The sequence below is a fragment of the Marinobacter salarius genome (assembly GCF_032922745.1).
Taxonomy (GTDB): Bacteria; Pseudomonadota; Gammaproteobacteria; order Pseudomonadales; family Oleiphilaceae; genus Marinobacter.
The window spans coordinates 3,776,085-3,793,289 of record NZ_CP136693.1 but is presented as its reverse complement, the minus strand read 5'-3'; the positions used below and the strand labels follow the sequence as shown (position 1 = coordinate 3,793,289).

Here is a 17,205-nt window from a genome sequence, read left to right as displayed (position 1 = left end):
GGATGTCGTGGCGTTTAGCCTTGCACCTGAAAATAGCGCATCATTCCTGCATCTTCATGTTCCATGTTATGACAGTGGTAGATGTAAAGGCCGTCAAAGCGCTCGAATTTCATCGCCACCTGAACCGTTTCACGGGGCATGACCAGAACCGTGTCGTGCCAGCCACTGTCTACCAGGCCCTGCTGTAAACTGTCCGAGTTGCCGCCTCGTCGCCCTACAACATTGAACTGCAAGCCATGAATATGCATCGGGTGAGGCATTGGTGTGCTGTTGTGGAATTCCCAGATTTCCGTGTCACCAAGGCGGACTTTTTCGTCATCCGCGACATTCGTTCCGTCAAACCGCCGGCCATTTATGGCAAATCCCCGCATCATCACCGGGCTTAACTCGAACGACCGGATTCGCGTATTGCGGTTTACCGGTATTTTTTGCCGCTGCACACCTAGCTGTGCCGGTAAAGGTTCGCTGGCCTCTACTGACTCGGCCACCTCCAGCCTGGCCAGGGGGAATCGGCTGCCGAGGGGCAGGGCGTTGCTGCCCATCATTCCCATTCCGCCCATCATGCCTGCCCGGAAACGGTCACTGATAAGCTCCAGCGTATCACCCGGCTGGAACTCGGAAAGGTCAACCCAGATATCAAGCCGCTGAGCCGGAGCCAGCACGGCGTAAGGTCTGTCTTCCGGTTCCTGAAGAAGGCCGCCGTCTGCACCGATAACGGTGACAGGTCGCCCGTCGCTCCAGGCCAGTTTGTAGATGCGAGCGTTAGAGCCATTGAGGACTCGAATTCTGTATGGGCGGGTGGCAACCTTGCGGGTGGTTGGAGGCGCCCCGTTAGCCAGCACTCTGTCCCCCAGAAAACCGTGCATACGGTCCATCATGGCCCCCATGCCACCGCCCATGTAAACCAGTTCATTGTTACCCGCTAAGGTGCGGTCCTGAAGCACCAGTAACAGCTCGTTATCGCCCGACGGCAATTTGAGGCCCGCTTCCTCTTCATCTTCAACGATCAGGAGCCCGGCCAGGCCCGCGTAACTCTGAAATCCCACGCGACCGCCCTGCTTGCCATGGGCATGGGAGTGGTACCAGAACAGTCCGGCCCGGTCCAGTACCTCAAAGCCTACAGTCATTGTCTCGCCTGGGCGGATCGGAAGTCTTGGTTGTCCGTCTACGTCGGAAGGCACATGAAGCCCGTGCCAGTGGACGGTGGTGTCCTCTGGCAGCTTATTGTGAATATGGATTTTGACGGTCTGGCCGCGGCGCAGCCGGATCGTTGGGCCCAGGTAACTGTCCGGGTTTTCGGTGACTGTGTTTTCCGGGCCTTTCAGCAATTCCGCCCTGTAGCGCCACACTTCACTGGGGGCGCCCGGAAGAATGGGCACCGAATCGGGCATGGCGTGAAGATTCAGTTCAACATCGTATTCATCGGAATCAAGGCCGAGCGTTTCCGATTCAACCGCTTTTACCCCTCCATCACACCCGGTAAGCAGAAGTCCCGGCGACAACGTGAGAAGGACGCCGGTGCCCGCCGCAGCCCGAAGGACCGTGCGCCTATGGACACTTTTTTCCCTGCTCATCACTTGTTCCTCAGGTATTTGATCAGTGCCAGAATCGCCAGTATCAATAGCACAACCAGAAGAATCATTATCATCATCATGAATAGCCCCATACCGCCCATGCCCTGCATCATGTTGCCACCCATCATGCCTTCTCCCATGCGCCCGGGCCCATCAGCGAATGCGAAAAGGGGCAGGAAAAGTCCAACAACCAGCGTAGATAGCCTCTCAAGTATTTTCATTACAGTGTCTCCGTATTTTTGCCCCACTTGATTTAAAACGGGGGACCTTGGGTCAGTTTGGTGCACCGCCACCGATCTGACAATGCATGAAAAAATACCTTGACCTTAAAGTTCACTTTAAGGTTATGGTTAGCATCAGTCATTGATCACTTGTTTTGAGGTGCAAGAATGAAAACGTTCAATATTGGCGAACTCTCTGATAAAAGCGGCGTGGCCAGCCATGCCATTCGCTTTTACGAGCGGGAAAATCTCATGCCCGAGCCAGCCAGAACCCAATCGAATTATCGTCGTTACCCCGAGGATGCGATCGCCAGGCTGCAATTCATCATCCACGCCAAGCAATGGGGTTTCACCCTTGATGAGATTCGCGAACTCCTGATGCTTCAGGACGCCAATGGCGACCGCGCCGAGGCCAAGCGAATTGCAAAGAAGCAACTGGAAAAAATCCGGCATCAGATTCAGAGCCTGTCCCGCATTGAGGTCGTCCTGTCGGAAACCCTGGAGGAATGCTCCGGTGAAGGACCCATGGACGGCTGCCCGATTGTCGAAGCCATAGCCCAGCGAGGGTGACGCTGCCAGTTGCCTGCGAATGAACTGATTAAAGGCACGGAGTTAGCTGTGCCGAGGAGCCAAACGGGTATGCAACGAATAGAGATTCGTGTTGATGGAATGTCTTGCGCTTCGTGCGTCGGGCGGATTGAAAAGGCGCTCATGGGTGAGCCCGGCGTTGCGGAAGCCCAGGTGAATCTGGCGACCGGAAAAGCCACCGTGGAATTTGACCAGCCTACCACGCCGGCCATGCTAATCGACTCGATTAAGGAGGCGGGTTACCAGCCACGGCTACAGTCGGCTGAGATTCCGGTCGTCGGCATGAGCTGCGGCTCCTGCGTATCCCGGATTGAGCAGTCATTGAACAAGCAACCCGGCATGGTTAAGGCCAGTGTCAATCTGACTACCCGGAAAGCGTTTGTGGAGTTCCTGTCTGACACCCTGTCAGTGCCGCAAATTCATCAGGCGATCCGCGATGCGGGATATGAGCCTCAGGAGCCGGACGCCAGTAGCGAAACGGAAGAGCAGGACAGGGAGGGCATCGACCTCCGCCGGAAAGTGCTCTTCGCTGCAGCTCTGACTATCCCGGTAGTTCTGATTGCCATGGGTAAGATGATCCCCGCTCTTGAATCTCTATATTCCAGCCTTTTGCCCCATCGGGGGTGGATGGCTATTGAGTGGCTACTAACCACGCCGGTGTTGTTTTATGCCGGATTGAGGTTTTTCCGGTCCGGGTACAGTGAATTGCGCCATGCCAATCCCGGCATGAACAGCCTGGTTATGATCGGCACCAGCGCTGCCTATTTCTACTCCGTCGCAGCACTGCTGGTTCCAGGATTCTTTCCCGCCGGTACCGCCGAGAGTTATTTCGAGGCAGCGGCGGTGATCGTGACGCTCATTCTGCTGGGACGCTACTTCGAGCACGTCGCCAAAGGCCGGACGTCGGAGGCGATCAAAAAACTTCTGCAACTGCAGGCCAAGACCGCCCGTGTCATTCGGGACGGGGAGGCCGTCGAAGTGCCCATTGAAGCCGTGGTGCCTGGCGACCGTATCCAGGTGCGCCCGGGAGAACGGGTTCCTGTTGATGGCGTGGTGGAGGAAGGCCAATCCTACGTGGACGAGTCCATGATCAGCGGCGAGCCCGTTCCCGTGGCCAAGCAGAAAGACGCCGAGTTGGTGGGTGGAACCATAAACAAGAACGGTTCCCTGACGTTCCGGGCTACCCGGGTGGGTGCGGACACCGTTCTGGCACAGATCATCAGAATGGTGGAATCGGCTCAGGCTGATAAACCCCCGATTCAGGCGCTGGCCGACAAGATAGCGGGAATTTTCGTTCCCATTGTGATTGTGCTCGCGATTTTGACGTTCATCACCTGGTTCAGCTTCGGGCCCGAGCCGGCCCTGTCCTTTGCCTTCGTCACGACGGTCAGCGTACTGCTGATTGCCTGTCCCTGCGCGATGGGACTGGCTACGCCAACAGCCATTATGGTCGGAACCGGTAAGGGCGCCGAAATGGGCGTGCTGTTCCGCAAAGGCGCGGCCCTGGAGACACTGTCTCGGATGGACACCATCGTCCTCGATAAAACCGGCACCCTGACTCGGGGCCAGCCTGAGCTGACAGATTTCATACTGGTGGAAGGCCGCGAGGATGAGGTCCTGGCCTGGGTTGCGGCTGTAGAGACCGAAAGTGAACATCCCATCGGGGAAGCCATCGTCAAGGGCGCAAGGGATCGGGGCCTCACGTTACCCGCGATCAGTGAATTCCAGGCGGAGCCGGGCTACGGCATCCAGGCACAGGTGGCCGGACGCCGGATCAATGTGGGCGCGGACCGTTATATGCGCCGCCTCGGTATCGACCTGGCCAGCGTCGCCGACGATGCGGTGTCACTTGCTGAAAAAGCCAAATCCCCGCTGTATGTTGCCGTCGACGGACGCCTCGCCGCGCTGATTGCCGTGGCCGATCCGCTCAAGGACGGTTCGGTGGAGGCGATTGCTGCGCTCAAGTCATCAGGGCTCAGCGTGGCTATGCTTACCGGTGACAACCGCGCCACCGCCGAGGCGATTGCGCGGCAAGCCGGCATCGAACGGGTGCTTGCGGAGGTATTGCCGGACCAGAAAGCGGCCGAAGTGAAGCGCCTGCAAGATGAAGGTGCCCGGGTTGCTTTTGTGGGTGACGGTATCAATGACGCACCGGCCCTGGCGCAAGCCGATGTGGGTATCGCCATCGGCACCGGTACCGACATTGCCATCGAGGCCGGCGACGTGGTTCTGATGCGCGGCGACCTCCGGGGCATCGTGGATGCAGCAGCGCTCTCCCGGCGCACCCGCAAAACGATCCTCGGCAATTTTGTCTGGGCCTACGGATACAATCTGGCACTGATCCCCGTAGCCGCAGGTGTTCTGTTCCCGTTTACCGGTTACCTGCTCAACCCCATGCTGGCTGCGGGTGCTATGAGCCTTTCCAGTGTATTTGTGGTGACCAATTCTCTCCGGCTGGGCCGGTTCAAATCCAATAGCGAAGGCTTCGCGACGAGCAATATCAGCGAAAGCGGAGCCGCACAGGCCAGCGTCTCGTAAGAGGCCTGGTACACACAGAATCAGGAGATTGACATGATGACAAATGAGGCATGCATGTTTGGAATGGCGGGAATGGGGTTGATATCCCTTTTGCTCATCGTCGCCCTGGTACTTGGCGTCGCAGCCCTCGGCAAGTACCTGTTTTCGAAAAACAGGGACGATTCTGGACGCGCGAGTAAGAACGCCAGAGGAGATTATGACTACCACCCTGAAGCATGAATTTCATCGGGTACCCATGGCAGGCATGGGAGTTAGACCGAACGCAAAAGCAAAAGTAGTCGGGGTTCTGCTCTTGCTGGCTGCACTGGCTGCGATTTATTGGGTCATGCTGGAGACCGGAGCATTGACCACCGTGACCAACAAGGCTGCCTTGTCGGAATGGATTGACCAACTGGGATATTGGGGGCCGGTGGGTATCATTGGCCTGATGATCACGGCCATTGTCCTGAGCCCGATCCCCAGCGCCCCGATCGCGATGGTCGCCGGCGCCGTTTATGGTTCCTTCTGGGGGACGGTGTTCGTGGTTGTCGGGGCAGAGGCTGGTGCCCTGATAGCCTTTGTCATTGCCCGATCCCTGGGTTACGACGTTATCCATCGCTGGAGGCGGGTACGTCCGGTATTGAATTGGCTGGGCAAGGACCGCTCCCAGGGCGGGTTGATGCTTGTCATTTTTGCGTCGCGACTGGTGCCCTTTATCTCCTTCGATGCCGTCAGCTATGCAGCCGGCCTGACACCACTCGCGTTCTGGCGCTTCGTGCTCGCAACGCTGGCCGGTGTTATTCCGACAGCGTATTTGATCACAGCGTTTGGTGGCTTGCTCATGGCTTCTGAGCCCGGGGTGGTGACTGGGCTTCTGATCCTGGTCAGTGGCATTACCCTGTTACCGATTGTTGCCAAGCTGCTTTTGGCCCGACGTCGGGGGCGAAAGAGCGTGTTCCAGCAGTAAAATCCGGAGGAGCTTGTGAGTGTAGGCTTAGTCATATTTTGTCAATGGAAGAGAATGGAGGCGCGAGGATGAGTAGTTTCTGTGTGCTTGGCGCCTCCATCAATGTGGGTTACAGTGGATCTTGCTTTTCCACACGTGAAAGGCAGTAACTGTTCTGTAATCGGGATTTCGATGCAATGACCAAGCGGCTTTTGGGACTGACAGCCATGCTGCTCGCAGCTTATTTCCTTGTTTCACAGGTGGGTGCTGCGACTTCTCATGGAGTGGAGCCCATGGGTGAAGCTTGTGTCCTTTTGCCGGATGCTCAGGAAATGCCTGACTGCTCGAGGCTCCTGGCTCAGGGTAGCTGTAGCAGCACGTGTATCTCTTCCCATGTCGGCAAATCTGCAATTCTGGATTTGCCGATATTATCGTCCTCTCTTTTTCCCTGGGACCATTCTTCACATTCTGGCCGTGTACTTTCAGGGCCAGACCCCTTTCCTCCCAAATATTCAGCAATTTCCTGAACCTTTGATCGCATGGGGGGCTCGCTTCGAGCGCCTGCCGTTCGATCTAGCGGTATGCCACCACGTAGTCAGCTACACCTGGTGGCTTCTTGTTGAATGATGAATACATAAAGATGGGAGCGTCCCTGTGATGTCACTCTGTATGGAACACCCGGCGCGGGGTATGACCGTGCTATTCCGTAAGCTTTCGATAGCACTTTTTTTGAGTTTGTTTGCGGCTCTCGCGTATGCGTCACCAACGATGGACCCGGGAATCGAGGCGCTTCAGAAAAAAAGTCGGTTTTACGGTAATTGAACGCTTCTCCACACCAGTTGGGGGCGTGACCGGTTATGTTGTAAAGACCGGGGATGGAAAAGCCGGAATCATCTATGGTGTCGGTGACTACACTTTTTCCGGTGCGCTTCTGGAGAGCGACGGCACCGATCTGACTCGTCAGTACACGACACGCTATATATCAGAGCCAATGTATGCCTCCGTTGCCGAGAAGCTTTCCCGGGATACTCACTTAGTCAGCGAGGGCGGAAAGAATGCCCCGGAAATCTATGTGTTCGCGGATCCCAATTGCATCTTTTGTCACAAATTCTGGCAGCAAACCCGAGATTGGGTAGCGCAGGGGAAAGTCAGGTTGCACTGGGTCATGGTTGGTTTTCTCAAGCCCTCCAGCCTGGGCTTCTCCGCCGCAATCATGAATGCAGAGGATCGGGCCGGAGCGCTCCAGGCGTTCGAGGAGAACTTTGGTAACAATGGTAGCGTGGAGGGCATTTCCGAGCTCACGCCCGTACCGGCGAACCTCAAGGCGGCGCTTGAGCAGCACAGCAAGTGGATGGCCGAACTGGGTTTCAGTGGAACGCCAGGGCTGCTGTTCAAAGACACGAGTGGTCAATGGCAAGGCCAGACCGGCGTGCCTGGGCAGGAAGCGCTGGGAAGGGCGCTGGGGATAGCTGAGTGATGGATCAGTTGCCTTCTTTGCTCATTGCCGGCCAGATCATGATGGCGGTTATGGCAGGTCTACTGCTGAACCTGACGCCCTGCGTGTTGCCCGCCATCCCCATCAAAGTCCGAACCATCCTTCGGGAGGCGGGCGGCCAGAGGTCCCATCGGGTGCTGGCCGCGCTGGCATTCACGGCCGGAACACTCACCTTTTTCCTGACGCTGGGCGGCCTGACTGCACTGCTGCAGTGGAACTGGGGCACGTTGTTCCAGTCAACGCTATTCGTGGCCGTCCTGGTTGCGTTAATGGTCGGGTTTGCGGTGATTACCTGGCTCGATCTGCCCATCCCCGTCCCGACATTCGCCGCCTCGGCGCATGGCCGGCGTTACTTTGAAGCCTATGTATCCGGGCTGTTGAGTGCGATCCTGGCCGCGCCCTGCGCAGGCCCTTTCCTGGGTGGCGTACTGGCCTTTGCCGTTACCCAGCCGGCGCCGGTCATCATGGGGATATTCGGCAGTATCGGGCTGGGGCTGTCGTTGCCCTACGCGGTACTGATGCTCAGGCCCGAGTGGCTGAGCCGTTTGCCCAAGGCGGGCCCCTGGACCGTAGCCATTCGTGAAGTGCTCGCGCTGATATTGCTGGCCGCCGCCGTGTTTTTCAGTGCGAGCCTGGTGCCCAAAGCGGTATACCCCTGGCTGTGGTGGGCCTGGCTGGCGCTGGTGCTGGTCTGGGGTCTCCGCCGTTTCGTTCAGGGGAACGGTGCCGTGCGCGTGATCACTGCAACGGCGACAGGCCTTGCCTTGGCGGTGACAGTGGTATTCGCATCTCCGTTGGGCAGCGGCGAAGACGAGCTTGTCTGGCAACCCTACTCAGCAGAACTCCTGGCGGACACAAAAGCCCGTGGCACACCGTATTTGCTGGAGTTCACTGCGGACTGGTGCATCAACTGCAAAGTCCTGGAGCGCACCGTGTATAAAGAGCCCGCTGTGGCCGAAGCCGTGGAGCGAGCCGGCATGGTGCCGATTCAGGTGGACGTGACAGCAAGCGATCCCGAAAAAGACGCATTGTTAACAGCAACGGGAGGGCAAGCTTTGCCTTTTGCGGCGATTTTTGACGCTGACGGCACCGCTGTCGCCCGTTTCACGGGGCTCTTTGATACCGACAGCCTGGTCGAGGCGATCAACCGTACCGAGAATTCACAACGCTAGATACTGGAGATGAACCATGACAACCCGAACCAAGGTATTGCTGACCGGCGTAGCGGTTTTTCTGATCGCGATCGCGGCGTTCATGTTGATCGGCACCAATTCCGGAAAGGCTCCTGGCTCAGCCCAGACTGAACAAGCCAGTTCTGACCCTCAGGCACCAGTTGCCCGCACGGGGTTGGCAGATTCTTCCGATAAGGTCCGCCTCAATCTTGCGGAAGGCGGCAAAGCCCTGATAGGGGAGACCGGTGAAATCGTTCTGACACTGGACATTGAACCGGGCTGGCACGTGAATGCGAATCCAGCCTCCATGGAGTTTCTGATCCCCACCGTCGCCAAGTCTTCGGCTGGCGGCCAGTCGCTTGACATCCCGACCCAGTACCCCCGCGGCAGGGTCAGTGACATCACACTGGGTGACACTGCCCTGGAGGTGTACGACGACGGTGCGAGTATTCGGCTGCTGCCAGACGAAAAACAGACCGCCGCGCTGAAAGAAGCAGGCAGGCTTGACATGACAGTACGGGTACAGGCCTGCAGTGATGAGGGCGTTTGCCTGGCACCAGCTGACCTGCCCGTTGCGCTGAATCTGGACGATACCAAGCCACAATAACCCGGGACTCCCTTCGGAAAACAACTCAAATGGAGAATGACTGTGAACAGCTTATTCAGAGTATTCCTGATTGCCGTGATTGCCCTGGTCAGCACCAATGCCATGGCCCATTCCATGGAGGATGTGGAGGCCTCGTTGAACGAGAAAGAGCGGTATGCCCAGTTTGTGGATCAGCCGGCCCCTGAATTTGATCTTACAGGCGTTGATGGCAATACCCTTTCCCTTGCCGACTTAAACGGCAAAACCGTTGTGCTCAATTTTCTCTACACGCGCTGTACCGAGGCCTGCCCTTTTCATATGAACCTGATACGGCAGTTGCAAACCGGGGTTGAAGAAGAAGGGCTGAGTGAAGAGGTGGTGTTCATCACCATTGCCACTGATCGCGAGGATATTGCCGGTACCCGGGACAACATGCGCGCGTATGGCGACAATTTCGACCTGAACCCCGATAATTGGCACTTTCTGTACCGGGGCGAAGGCGAATCGCCCGGGTTGACGTCGGAGCTCGCCAAGGCCTACGGCGTTCAGTTCAGGGATACGGGTGAGGGTGTACAGGTCCATGGCGTGGTAACCCACGTGATTGACCCGGAAGGTCAGATGCGGGCCCGGTTCCATGGATTAAAATTCAAGCCTGAACACCTGGTGACCTACCTGACGGCCATTGCCAAAGGCCCCAACGCGGCAGCCGATGATGGGTTCTGGGGCCGACTGCACGGGCAAATTGAAGAGCTGTTACAGAGTGAGTAACGCGTGGGGCACCATGCGGGCAACAAACCGACCACTGTAATCAGGAGTAATGTCCAATGAGTCACCAGCGCATATCTGCCGCCCGGAGAATCGCCGTAGTCCTTTTCGCGCTTGCTATTTCCATAGCCGCTCCAGTTATGGCTGCAGGGAAGATTCCGAAGTCCGTGGGGCCCCAGGGGTTCCTGATCTGGGAGTCTCCTCGCACTCTGCCCGAGCTGGCTTTTCAAGACGAAGTCGGCAGGCCGCTGACACTGGCTGACTTTAAGGGTAAGGCGATATTGCTCAATATCTGGGCGACCTGGTGCCTGCCTTGCCGTGAGGAAATGCCGACGTTGGACTCACTTCAGGCTCAACTGGGCGGCGAGCAATTTGAAGTGGTCGCGCTGTCTGTTGACCACGTAGGCATCAGCGTTGTTGAGAAATTCTACCGGAAAACAGGCATCCAACATCTTCGCCAGTATATTGATCCGTCGACACTGGCGACCTCAACACTGGGCATAGAAGGTGTTCCTACAACGCTGCTGATTGATCACGACGGTCGCGAAATTGGCCGTCTGGTCGGTGCCGCGGAATGGGACAGCCCGGCCATGGTGGATTTGATGACCCGCACCATTGAAGGGGTTCCGGACTGACTGGATTTACGCAATTGAAAAGGCAGGTGCGTAATGCTTCAAGCTACTACTGGATGCTTCCTTCGCTGAGCCCTTCGAGAACCCCGCAGGCCTCAATTTCCCGATCATCGTTACAACTTGCTCGCAGCGACACAAGTTGTTTCTCCAGTACCTGCAGATCGGTTATCTGAGACCGTACATGAGCGATGTGATCATCAAGCAAGATGTTGATGGCCCTGCAAGGCTGATGGGGGGCGGTCTGATACCTCTGTAACTCGTGGATTTCAGCGAGTGACAGCTCGAGTATTCTGCAGCGCCTGATAAAGGCCAGCCGCTCAACATGCCGTTCGGTGTAAACACGGTAACCGTTGTCCTGCCGATCCGGCGGTGGTAACAAGCCCTCCCGTTCATAGAAGCGGACAGTTTGAGTATCGACTCCTACGGACCGTGCCAACTGACCAATGCGCATCGGGTTTCTCCTCAACAGATGGTATCTGTTCTATTGACCTTATAGTGACTATATGGTTTTAAATCATAATCCGACAATACTCAAGTGGAGCCGTATCATGAGTAAATCCTGTGAAGACGCCTGTGGCTGCGACGCAACACCCGCCGAGGGTAATACCGGGTCGGAGGCCTCTGAAGCGTCCGGCAACTGGATCAGTGTGTATACCGTACCGAAGATGGATTGTCCTTCGGAGGAACGGATGATTCGACTGGCCCTGAACGGTTTTGAAGACATTCGCGGGCTGTCCTTCGACCTGTCTGATCGGCGGTTGAAGGTTGTGCACGATGGCGAGGCTGAGCCTATCACCGCGAAGCTGGCGACCCTCGGGCTGGGCGCTTCGCTTCAGGAAACGGCCGCTGCCGACCCTGAGTCAATCAAGGCGGTCGGGGATACGGCTATCTCTGCCGAGCAGGAGTCCGGCACCCTGCGTTGGTTGCTCGGTATCAATGCTGTCCTGTTTGTGGTGGAAATGACGGCCGGCCTGATCGCGCACTCCACCGGTTTGATTGCAGAATCCCTGGACAATTTCGCCGACGCGGCCGTGTACGGGCTCGCCCTGTATGCGGTTGGGCACAGCGTAAAAATGCAGGTGCGTGCTGCGCATCTCGCGGGCGTACTCCAACTGATACTGGCTGTGGGCGTACTTGCAGAGGTGGTGAGGCGCTTTGTCTTCGGCAGTGAGCCGGAGTCGCTGGTAATGATGGGGATTGCGTTCATCGCATTGATCGCTAACACCACGTGTCTGCTGCTGATATCCAAACATCGGGAGGGCGGTGCCCACATGAAGGCGAGCTGGATTTTCTCAGCCAACGATGTGGTCATCAATCTGGGGGTCATTACCGCTGGCGCCCTGGTGGCATGGACTGGCTCCAATTACCCGGACCTGATCATCGGCAGCATTGCGGGGATTATCGTACTCAACGGGGCCAGGCGCATCCTTGCGCTTAAGGGTTAAATAATGTCCATCGTTGCCAAAAAACACTTGCCGTATGGCCTGCTGGCGATTTCGGGCCTGATTGCGGCGTCTGATCAGGTTGTAAAATGGTCGGTCCAGCAGTCAATGGCGTATGGCGAGTCGATTCCGGTGACCCCGTTCTTTAACTGGGTGCATGTCTGGAACACCGGCGCCGCATTCAGCCTGTTTGCCGATGGCGGAGGTTGGCAGCGATACTTTCTTATCACAGTCGCGGTAGTTGTCTCGATTGTACTGATCGGGCTGATTCTTCAGTGCCGCCGCAGGGGAGAAGCCATCGCGTACAGCCTTATTCTTGGCGGTGCCGTGGGCAACCTGATTGACCGGATATTTCGTGGCTATGTTGTGGATTCCTTTGATGTCTATTGGCAATCCTGGCACTGGCCGGCCTTTAACCTTGCCGATATCGCCATTGTGCTGGGCACTGTGCTTTTCCTCTATGTCAGTTTCATACCCGAAAAATCGGGCACGAACGTCGAGCTCGATGGATCAGGCTAAAAAACATCTGACAAACGTCTTGACCTTAAAGTTGACTTTAAGGATACCGTCTATTCTGACGAACCAAGAACGACAGCCAAAGCAAAGGAGAATGAAACGATGACATTGCAACTTGGAGAAACCGCTCCCGATTTCACCGTCGCATCCACCGAGGGAAACATTCAGTTTCATGAGTGGCTGGGAGACGACTGGGCCGTGCTGTTTTCACACCCCGCCGACTACACCCCCGTCTGTACCACAGAGCTCGGTGCCTTCGCGAAGCGTAAGGACGAGTTCGCCAGTCGCGGTGTGAAGCTGATCGGGGTCTCCGTCGACCCGCTCGACTCCCATAACGACTGGGCGAAGGATATCGAGAAAACCCAGGGCACGGGGCTCAATTTTCCCCTGCTGGCAGACAAGGATCAGGTGGTTGCCGACCTGTACGGAATGATCCATCCAAAAGCCGACCCCAAGGTGACTGTTCGAACGGTATTCATTATCGATTCCGCGAAGAAAATCCGTCTGATGCTGACGTATCCCCCCAGCACCGGGCGCAATCTGGACGAGATCCTGCGCGTCATTGATTCGCTCCAGCTGACCGACAACCACAAAGTGGCCACGCCGGTGGACTGGAAGAATGGCGAGGATGTGATCATCGTTCCGTCGCTCTCCAACGAAGAGGCCAAAGAGCGTTTCCCCGACGGATGGGATGAGCAGACACCGTATCTGCGCGTTACCCGCCAACCTGGTCGGAAGTAATAGGGAATTCGTCAGCCGGCCATGCGGCTGGCTGACGAAGCAATACCTGAGAACCCCTTACCGATAGGTTCGGTCATCGCCGAACCCTTAACCGAACACGGCCTCGAAATGCTTACGCTGACAGTTCCCGAAGTTGGTCTCTTCGCGTTATTGATTGCACTTTGCCTGTCGCTGCTTCAGGCGACCGTGCCCTTGCTGGGAGCCGCCACCCGGCGCCCGTTGTGGATGGCATTTGCTGAGCCCATGGCATGGGGGCAATTTGCCTTTCTACTGGTTTCTTATGCCAGCCTGACCGCCAGTTTTCTTCTGGATGATTTCAGCGTGGACTATGTGGCCCGTAATTCGAACTCGATGCTGCCCTGGTACTACAAGTTCACCGCCGTCTGGGGCTCTCATGAAGGCTCGGTGCTGTTATGGAGTCTGATTCTCAGTGGCTGGGGCTTTGCCGTCAGTCTGTTTTCCCGCCAGTTGCCACAGGATATGCTGGCACGGGTTCTGGGAGTTCTGGGTGTCGTCAGCGCAGGGTTCCTGCTTTTCATCGTCGTTACGTCCAGTCCCTTTGATCGCCTGTTGCCGGGCATGCCAGCCGACGGTGCCGATCTGAATCCGTTGTTGCAGGATGTTGGCCTGATCATCCATCCGCCGATGCTTTACATGGGCTATGTGGGTTTTTCAGTGGTCTTTGCTTTTGCCATCGCTGCGCTGATCGAAGGGCGTCTGGATGCGGCCTGGACGCGCTGGGTTCGGCCGTGGACCAACATTGCCTGGGCCTTTCTGACCCTCGGCATCGCTCTGGGTAGCTGGTGGGCCTACTATGAGCTGGGCTGGGGAGGCTGGTGGTTCTGGGATCCGGTGGAAAATGCATCGCTCCTGCCCTGGCTGAGCGGGACAGCGCTGATACATTCACTGGCGGTCACGGAAAAGCGTGGCACGTTCAAGAGTTGGACGGCGCTGCTGGCGATTTTCACGTTCTCACTCTCGTTGCTGGGCACCTTCCTGGTGCGCTCAGGGGTACTGACCTCGGTTCATGCCTTTGCCAATGATCCGTCACGGGGGCTCTTCATTCTGGCGTTGCTGGGAATAACGGTCGGCGTCTCGCTGTTGATCTTTGCGCTACGGGCGCCGCGAATGAGCGCCAATGCGGGCTTTAGCTGGCTTTCCAGGGATGCACTGTTACTGATCAACAATATTTTGCTGGTCATCATGACGATCACGGTCCTGATGGGCACCCTGTACCCCTTGATCCTGGATGCACTCGGGCTGGGCAAAATCAGTATCGGCGCGCCTTACTTTAATAGCCTGTTCGTGCCACTGACCGTCATGCTTTGTGCCTTTATGGGGCTGGGGCCGGTCGCACGCTGGAAGCAGATGCCCGGTCGCGAGCTGTTCCGGCGACTACTGGGGGCGGGTCTGGCCGCACTGGCGATTGCGGTATCGATACCGTTTCTTTACAACGGCCAGTGGAATGTCGCCGTGGCGCTGGGGATGGTGGCGGCCCTGTGGGTAGTACTGGCGTTGGTGCGCGACCTGTTTGATAAAGTCCGCAATGCGTCCTCTGCGCTGGCCGGATTGCGTAAGTTGACCCCTTCATACTGGGGCATGGTGGTCGGCCACGTGGGCCTGGCCGTCACCATCGTGGGCGTGGTGATGGTGTCGAACTACGCCATGGAGCGTAATGTGCGGCTTGATATCGGTGAGCAGGTGGATCTGGGCGGGTACGATTTTACGCTGACCGAACTGGGCGAGCGTCGGGGGCCCAACTTCCTCGCCGATACGGCGACCATCGAGGTTGCCCGTGAAGGCCGGATTGTCACCACCCTGTACCCGGAGAAGCGCCTGTACATTGCCCGTGGGCAGCCGATGACCGATGTCGCACTCGACCCCGGCCTGTTGCGGGACCTTTACGTGGCCATGGGGGAGGAACTGGACGACGGCAGCTGGGCAATGCGCCTACAGGTCAAGCCATTTGTACGCTGGCTTTGGCTGGGTGCGCTGCTGATGGCCTCCGGGGGCGTGCTGGCTGTGGCGGATCGTCGCTATCGTCGCCGCCGTGCCGCTGCAGCTGACCGGGAATCGATGAGGCCGGCGCGCGAGGTTCGCGCATGATGCGCCGCCTGTTGCTGATGCTTCCTTTTGTGGTGTTCCTTGGCCTGGCCTTCTTTTTGTACCGGGGGCTTTCGCTGGACCCCAGTGCTCGCGAGTCGGCCCTGATAGGCCAGGCGTTTCCCGCGTTCACGCTTCCGACGCTAGAGGACCCTGACACCGAGGTGGATGAATCCCTGCTTCGCGGGCAGATGTCTCTGGTCAATGTCTGGGCGTCCTGGTGCCCGACCTGCAAGGAGGAAATGCCCCAGCTACTGGCGCTCTCCGAACGCGGCATTCAGATGGTGGGCATCAACTACAAAGACACACGTGACCTGGGGCGACAGTTTCTTGAAGAGTTTGGAAAACCTTTCGAGGTCAACATCTTTGATCCTGCCGGTGACCTGGGTTTCGAGCTCGGCGTGTATGGCGTGCCCGAAACCTTCCTGGTCGACGCAAACGGTATCGTTCGATACAAGCACGTCGGGTACATAACGCCAGCTCAGGTGGATGAAGTCATGGCGGAGGTAGAGAAATGGCGCTAAACCGAAAGAGCCGTTGCTGTGTGGTCATCGTGTTTTTGCTGGCTTCGTTCCAGTCGGTGGCGGACACGGCAATCGATGCGCGTCATTTCGAGGATCCGGTGATGGCGGAGCGTTATCGCGACCTTACGGCGTCGTTGCGGTGCCCTAAATGTGATGCTCAAGCCATCGACAGTTCCGATTCGCCGGTGGCGGCGGACATGCGGGAGCGGGTAGCAATGATGCTTCGTGATGGGCGTGCGGATAAGGAAATTCTTGATTTCATGGCTAATCGTTTTGGCGAGTTCGTTCTTTACAACCCGCGCCTTGACGGGCGCACGTGGCTGCTTTGGGCATTGCCGGCAGCGCTGGTAGCAGGGGGCGCCCTGGTTGTGATTGCCTTTGTCCGGGCACGCAGGCACCGGCGAGTGCGGCCGCTCTCCGAGGAGGAGCGTACCCGCCTGTCCTCTTTGATTCATCGTCATCGTGAGAGGTCGGAATGACTATGCTCTGGTTAAGTATCGGCACACTGTTGCTTATAGCGCTGTGGTTCCTGAGTCTACCGTTGCGGAGAGCAAGGGCGATCCATGACTGGCAGCAGCGGTTTGAGGCCGATGATCATGCAGAGGCGCAAAACCTGGCCGTCTATGAGCGCCGGCTTTCAGCACTGGAAAGAGCCCGCGATCGCGGCGAGATTGACGTCGCCCGTTTTGAAGAAAGCCGTCACGAGCTGGACCGCAATCTGCTGGAGGACACCGAGGCCCGCCGCCGAACGCCTCTCAGGCGCCCCCTGTCAGGACGTTTGATGATTCCGTTGGTGATAACGGCAGTCATGGCTGCCAGCATGATCGGCTATCGATGGCTGGGTGCCGATGGCGATCTGGCGCTGTATGCCGCCCAACAGGACGCGCTCAACACACCCGGTGCCTCAATGAAAACCCTGGTTGGCCGGCTCGAAGAGGAGGCCGGGACTCAGCCGGATAATCCCAAGGTCTGGTCGTTGCTGTTTCCGCTTTACCAGAAGATCGGTCAACCGGGGCAGGCGATTGGCGCCCTGGAACGACTGATCGAACTGGAAGGCCGCAGAGTTGACCTACTGGCCCAACTGGCCCAGATCAAATTCTTTGTGACCGGGCGCAGCTTGACCACTGAAGTGCAGGCGCTGATCGACGAAATACTCGACAAGGATCCACGTGAGCCAACGGTGCTGGGCATACTGGGGGTCGAGGCCTTTGACGACGGCCGCTATGAACAGGCGATCAATTACTGGCGTCGGGCATTGGCTGGCTTCGGCGACAACGAGTCCGCACAGGCCATGCGCAACGGTATTGCTGTTGCCAGGCAACGATTGGAGGAGACAGCCAATGGAGCGGAACGTGTTACTGATTAAAACCCTAACGCACTTTC

Annotated in this window: 19 protein-coding genes; 16 read left to right on the top strand and 3 right to left on the bottom strand. The window is 57.5% G+C overall.

Annotated elements, in window-relative coordinates; all coding sequences use genetic code 11:
* Positions 1-14 precede the first annotated feature (14 nt).
* Positions 15-1,574, bottom strand: coding sequence for a multicopper oxidase family protein (locus tag R1T46_RS17660; protein ID WP_317306373.1), 1,560 nt, complete (start codon positions 1,572-1,574; stop codon positions 15-17).
* Positions 1,574-1,795, bottom strand: coding sequence for a hypothetical protein (locus R1T46_RS17655; RefSeq protein WP_317306372.1), 222 nt, complete (start codon positions 1,793-1,795; stop codon positions 1,574-1,576). The genes R1T46_RS17660 and R1T46_RS17655 overlap by 1 nt, the downstream gene beginning before the upstream one ends.
* A 168-nt stretch (positions 1,796-1,963) precedes the next feature.
* Between R1T46_RS17655 and R1T46_RS17650 the strand changes: the two genes are divergently transcribed.
* The 9 genes from R1T46_RS17650 (at position 1,964) to R1T46_RS17610 (ending at position 10,499) form a co-directional block, all read left to right on the top strand.
* Positions 1,964-2,365 (top strand): MerR family transcriptional regulator, encoded by a 402-nt coding sequence (locus R1T46_RS17650; RefSeq protein WP_317306371.1) that lies wholly within the window; start codon positions 1,964-1,966, stop codon positions 2,363-2,365.
* Positions 2,366-2,434: 69 nt separating this feature from the next.
* Positions 2,435-4,921 (top strand): heavy metal translocating P-type ATPase, encoded by a 2,487-nt coding sequence (locus R1T46_RS17645; RefSeq protein ID WP_317306370.1) that lies wholly within the window; start codon positions 2,435-2,437, stop codon positions 4,919-4,921.
* A 33-nt stretch (positions 4,922-4,954) separates the two neighbouring features.
* Entirely contained in the window at positions 4,955-5,140 is a 186-nt protein-coding gene (locus tag R1T46_RS17640) for a hypothetical protein (protein WP_041334534.1), read from the top strand.
* The gene (locus R1T46_RS17635) at positions 5,118-5,867 is read left to right on the top strand and encodes a TVP38/TMEM64 family protein (protein WP_317306369.1); all 750 of its coding nucleotides are present in this window, start codon (positions 5,118-5,120) and stop codon (positions 5,865-5,867) included. Before R1T46_RS17640 ends, R1T46_RS17635 begins: the two co-directional genes overlap by 23 nt.
* Positions 5,868-6,600: 733 nt before the next feature.
* Positions 6,601-7,323, top strand: coding sequence for a thiol:disulfide interchange protein DsbG (gene dsbG, locus R1T46_RS17630; protein ID WP_317306368.1), 723 nt, complete (start codon positions 6,601-6,603; stop codon positions 7,321-7,323).
* Positions 7,323-8,513, top strand: coding sequence for a protein-disulfide reductase DsbD family protein (locus R1T46_RS17625; RefSeq protein WP_041334537.1), 1,191 nt, complete (start codon positions 7,323-7,325; stop codon positions 8,511-8,513). Before dsbG ends, R1T46_RS17625 begins: the two co-directional genes overlap by 1 nt.
* Before the next feature lie 16 nt (positions 8,514-8,529).
* Positions 8,530-9,120, top strand: a complete 591-nt coding sequence (locus R1T46_RS17620; protein ID WP_036206299.1) for a protein-disulfide reductase DsbD domain-containing protein — start codon at positions 8,530-8,532, stop codon at positions 9,118-9,120.
* 42 nt (positions 9,121-9,162) lie between these two features.
* On the top strand, positions 9,163-9,867 hold the full coding sequence (locus tag R1T46_RS17615; protein WP_317306362.1) for an SCO family protein: 705 nt from the start codon (positions 9,163-9,165) through the stop codon (positions 9,865-9,867).
* A gap of 56 nt (positions 9,868-9,923) precedes the next feature.
* Positions 9,924-10,499: a TlpA disulfide reductase family protein gene (locus tag R1T46_RS17610; protein WP_317306360.1), complete on the top strand. Its 576-nt coding sequence runs from the start codon at positions 9,924-9,926 to the stop codon at positions 10,497-10,499.
* A 46-nt stretch (positions 10,500-10,545) separates the two neighbouring features.
* Here the strand turns inward: R1T46_RS17610 and cadR are convergent, their stop codons facing one another.
* The gene (gene cadR / locus R1T46_RS17605; RefSeq protein ID WP_317306359.1) at positions 10,546-10,947 is read right to left on the bottom strand and encodes a Cd(II)/Pb(II)-responsive transcriptional regulator; all 402 of its coding nucleotides are present in this window, start codon (positions 10,945-10,947) and stop codon (positions 10,546-10,548) included.
* Positions 10,948-11,044: 97 nt separating this feature from the next.
* Here cadR and R1T46_RS17600 point away from each other — a divergent pair, with 97 nt between their 5' ends.
* From R1T46_RS17600 to ccmI, 7 genes are all read left to right on the top strand, one after another.
* Complete coding sequence (locus R1T46_RS17600; protein ID WP_036206310.1) at positions 11,045-11,941, top strand: cation transporter; 897 nt, start codon at positions 11,045-11,047, stop codon at positions 11,939-11,941.
* A gap of 3 nt (positions 11,942-11,944) precedes the next feature.
* On the top strand, positions 11,945-12,457 hold the full coding sequence (lspA, locus tag R1T46_RS17595; RefSeq protein WP_036206313.1) for a signal peptidase II: 513 nt from the start codon (positions 11,945-11,947) through the stop codon (positions 12,455-12,457).
* Positions 12,458-12,556: 99 nt separating this feature from the next.
* A complete protein-coding gene (locus R1T46_RS17590; protein ID WP_036206316.1) occupies positions 12,557-13,195 on the top strand; it encodes a peroxiredoxin in 639 nt (212 codons plus the stop codon).
* A 108-nt stretch (positions 13,196-13,303) separates the two neighbouring features.
* A complete protein-coding gene (locus R1T46_RS17585) occupies positions 13,304-15,301 on the top strand; it encodes a heme lyase CcmF/NrfE family subunit (RefSeq protein ID WP_127402369.1) in 1,998 nt (665 codons plus the stop codon).
* Positions 15,301-15,822: a DsbE family thiol:disulfide interchange protein gene (locus tag R1T46_RS17580; protein WP_371915651.1), complete on the top strand. Its 522-nt coding sequence runs from the start codon at positions 15,301-15,303 to the stop codon at positions 15,820-15,822. The genes R1T46_RS17585 and R1T46_RS17580 overlap by 1 nt, the downstream gene beginning before the upstream one ends.
* Positions 15,813-16,301 (top strand): cytochrome c-type biogenesis protein, encoded by a 489-nt coding sequence (locus R1T46_RS17575; RefSeq protein ID WP_317306358.1) that lies wholly within the window; start codon positions 15,813-15,815, stop codon positions 16,299-16,301. Before R1T46_RS17580 ends, R1T46_RS17575 begins: the two co-directional genes overlap by 10 nt.
* The gene (gene ccmI / locus R1T46_RS17570) at positions 16,298-17,188 is read left to right on the top strand and encodes a c-type cytochrome biogenesis protein CcmI (protein WP_317306356.1); all 891 of its coding nucleotides are present in this window, start codon (positions 16,298-16,300) and stop codon (positions 17,186-17,188) included. The genes R1T46_RS17575 and ccmI overlap by 4 nt, the downstream gene beginning before the upstream one ends.
* The last annotated feature ends 17 nt before the right edge of the window (positions 17,189-17,205 follow it).

Bases quoted from the DNA above. Each gene is read 5' to 3' on its own strand.
- cadR (WP_317306359.1), bottom strand. From the start codon at position 10,947: ATGCGCATTGGTCAGTTGGCACGGTCCGTAGGAGTCGATACTCAAACT.
- R1T46_RS17610 (WP_317306360.1), top strand. From the start codon at position 9,924: ATGAGTCACCAGCGCATATCTGCCGCCCGGAGAATCGCCGTAGTCCTT.
- dsbG (WP_317306368.1), top strand. From the start codon at position 6,601: ATGCGTCACCAACGATGGACCCGGGAATCGAGGCGCTTCAGAAAAAAA.
- R1T46_RS17645 (WP_317306370.1), top strand. From the start codon at position 2,435: ATGCAACGAATAGAGATTCGTGTTGATGGAATGTCTTGCGCTTCGTGC.
- R1T46_RS17625 (WP_041334537.1), top strand. From the start codon at position 7,323: ATGGATCAGTTGCCTTCTTTGCTCATTGCCGGCCAGATCATGATGGCG.
- ccmI (WP_317306356.1), top strand. From the start codon at position 16,298: ATGACTATGCTCTGGTTAAGTATCGGCACACTGTTGCTTATAGCGCTG.
- R1T46_RS17600 (WP_036206310.1), top strand. From the start codon at position 11,045: ATGAGTAAATCCTGTGAAGACGCCTGTGGCTGCGACGCAACACCCGCC.
- R1T46_RS17590 (WP_036206316.1), top strand. From the start codon at position 12,557: ATGACATTGCAACTTGGAGAAACCGCTCCCGATTTCACCGTCGCATCC.
- lspA (WP_036206313.1), top strand. From the start codon at position 11,945: ATGTCCATCGTTGCCAAAAAACACTTGCCGTATGGCCTGCTGGCGATT.
- R1T46_RS17660 (WP_317306373.1), bottom strand. From the start codon at position 1,574: ATGAGCAGGGAAAAAAGTGTCCATAGGCGCACGGTCCTTCGGGCTGCG.
- R1T46_RS17580 (WP_371915651.1), top strand. From the start codon at position 15,301: ATGCGCCGCCTGTTGCTGATGCTTCCTTTTGTGGTGTTCCTTGGCCTG.
- R1T46_RS17655 (WP_317306372.1), bottom strand. From the start codon at position 1,795: ATGAAAATACTTGAGAGGCTATCTACGCTGGTTGTTGGACTTTTCCTG.
- R1T46_RS17640 (WP_041334534.1), top strand. From the start codon at position 4,955: ATGATGACAAATGAGGCATGCATGTTTGGAATGGCGGGAATGGGGTTG.
- R1T46_RS17620 (WP_036206299.1), top strand. From the start codon at position 8,530: ATGACAACCCGAACCAAGGTATTGCTGACCGGCGTAGCGGTTTTTCTG.
- R1T46_RS17635 (WP_317306369.1), top strand. From the start codon at position 5,118: ATGACTACCACCCTGAAGCATGAATTTCATCGGGTACCCATGGCAGGC.
- R1T46_RS17585 (WP_127402369.1), top strand. From the start codon at position 13,304: ATGCTTACGCTGACAGTTCCCGAAGTTGGTCTCTTCGCGTTATTGATT.
- R1T46_RS17575 (WP_317306358.1), top strand. From the start codon at position 15,813: ATGGCGCTAAACCGAAAGAGCCGTTGCTGTGTGGTCATCGTGTTTTTG.
- R1T46_RS17650 (WP_317306371.1), top strand. From the start codon at position 1,964: ATGAAAACGTTCAATATTGGCGAACTCTCTGATAAAAGCGGCGTGGCC.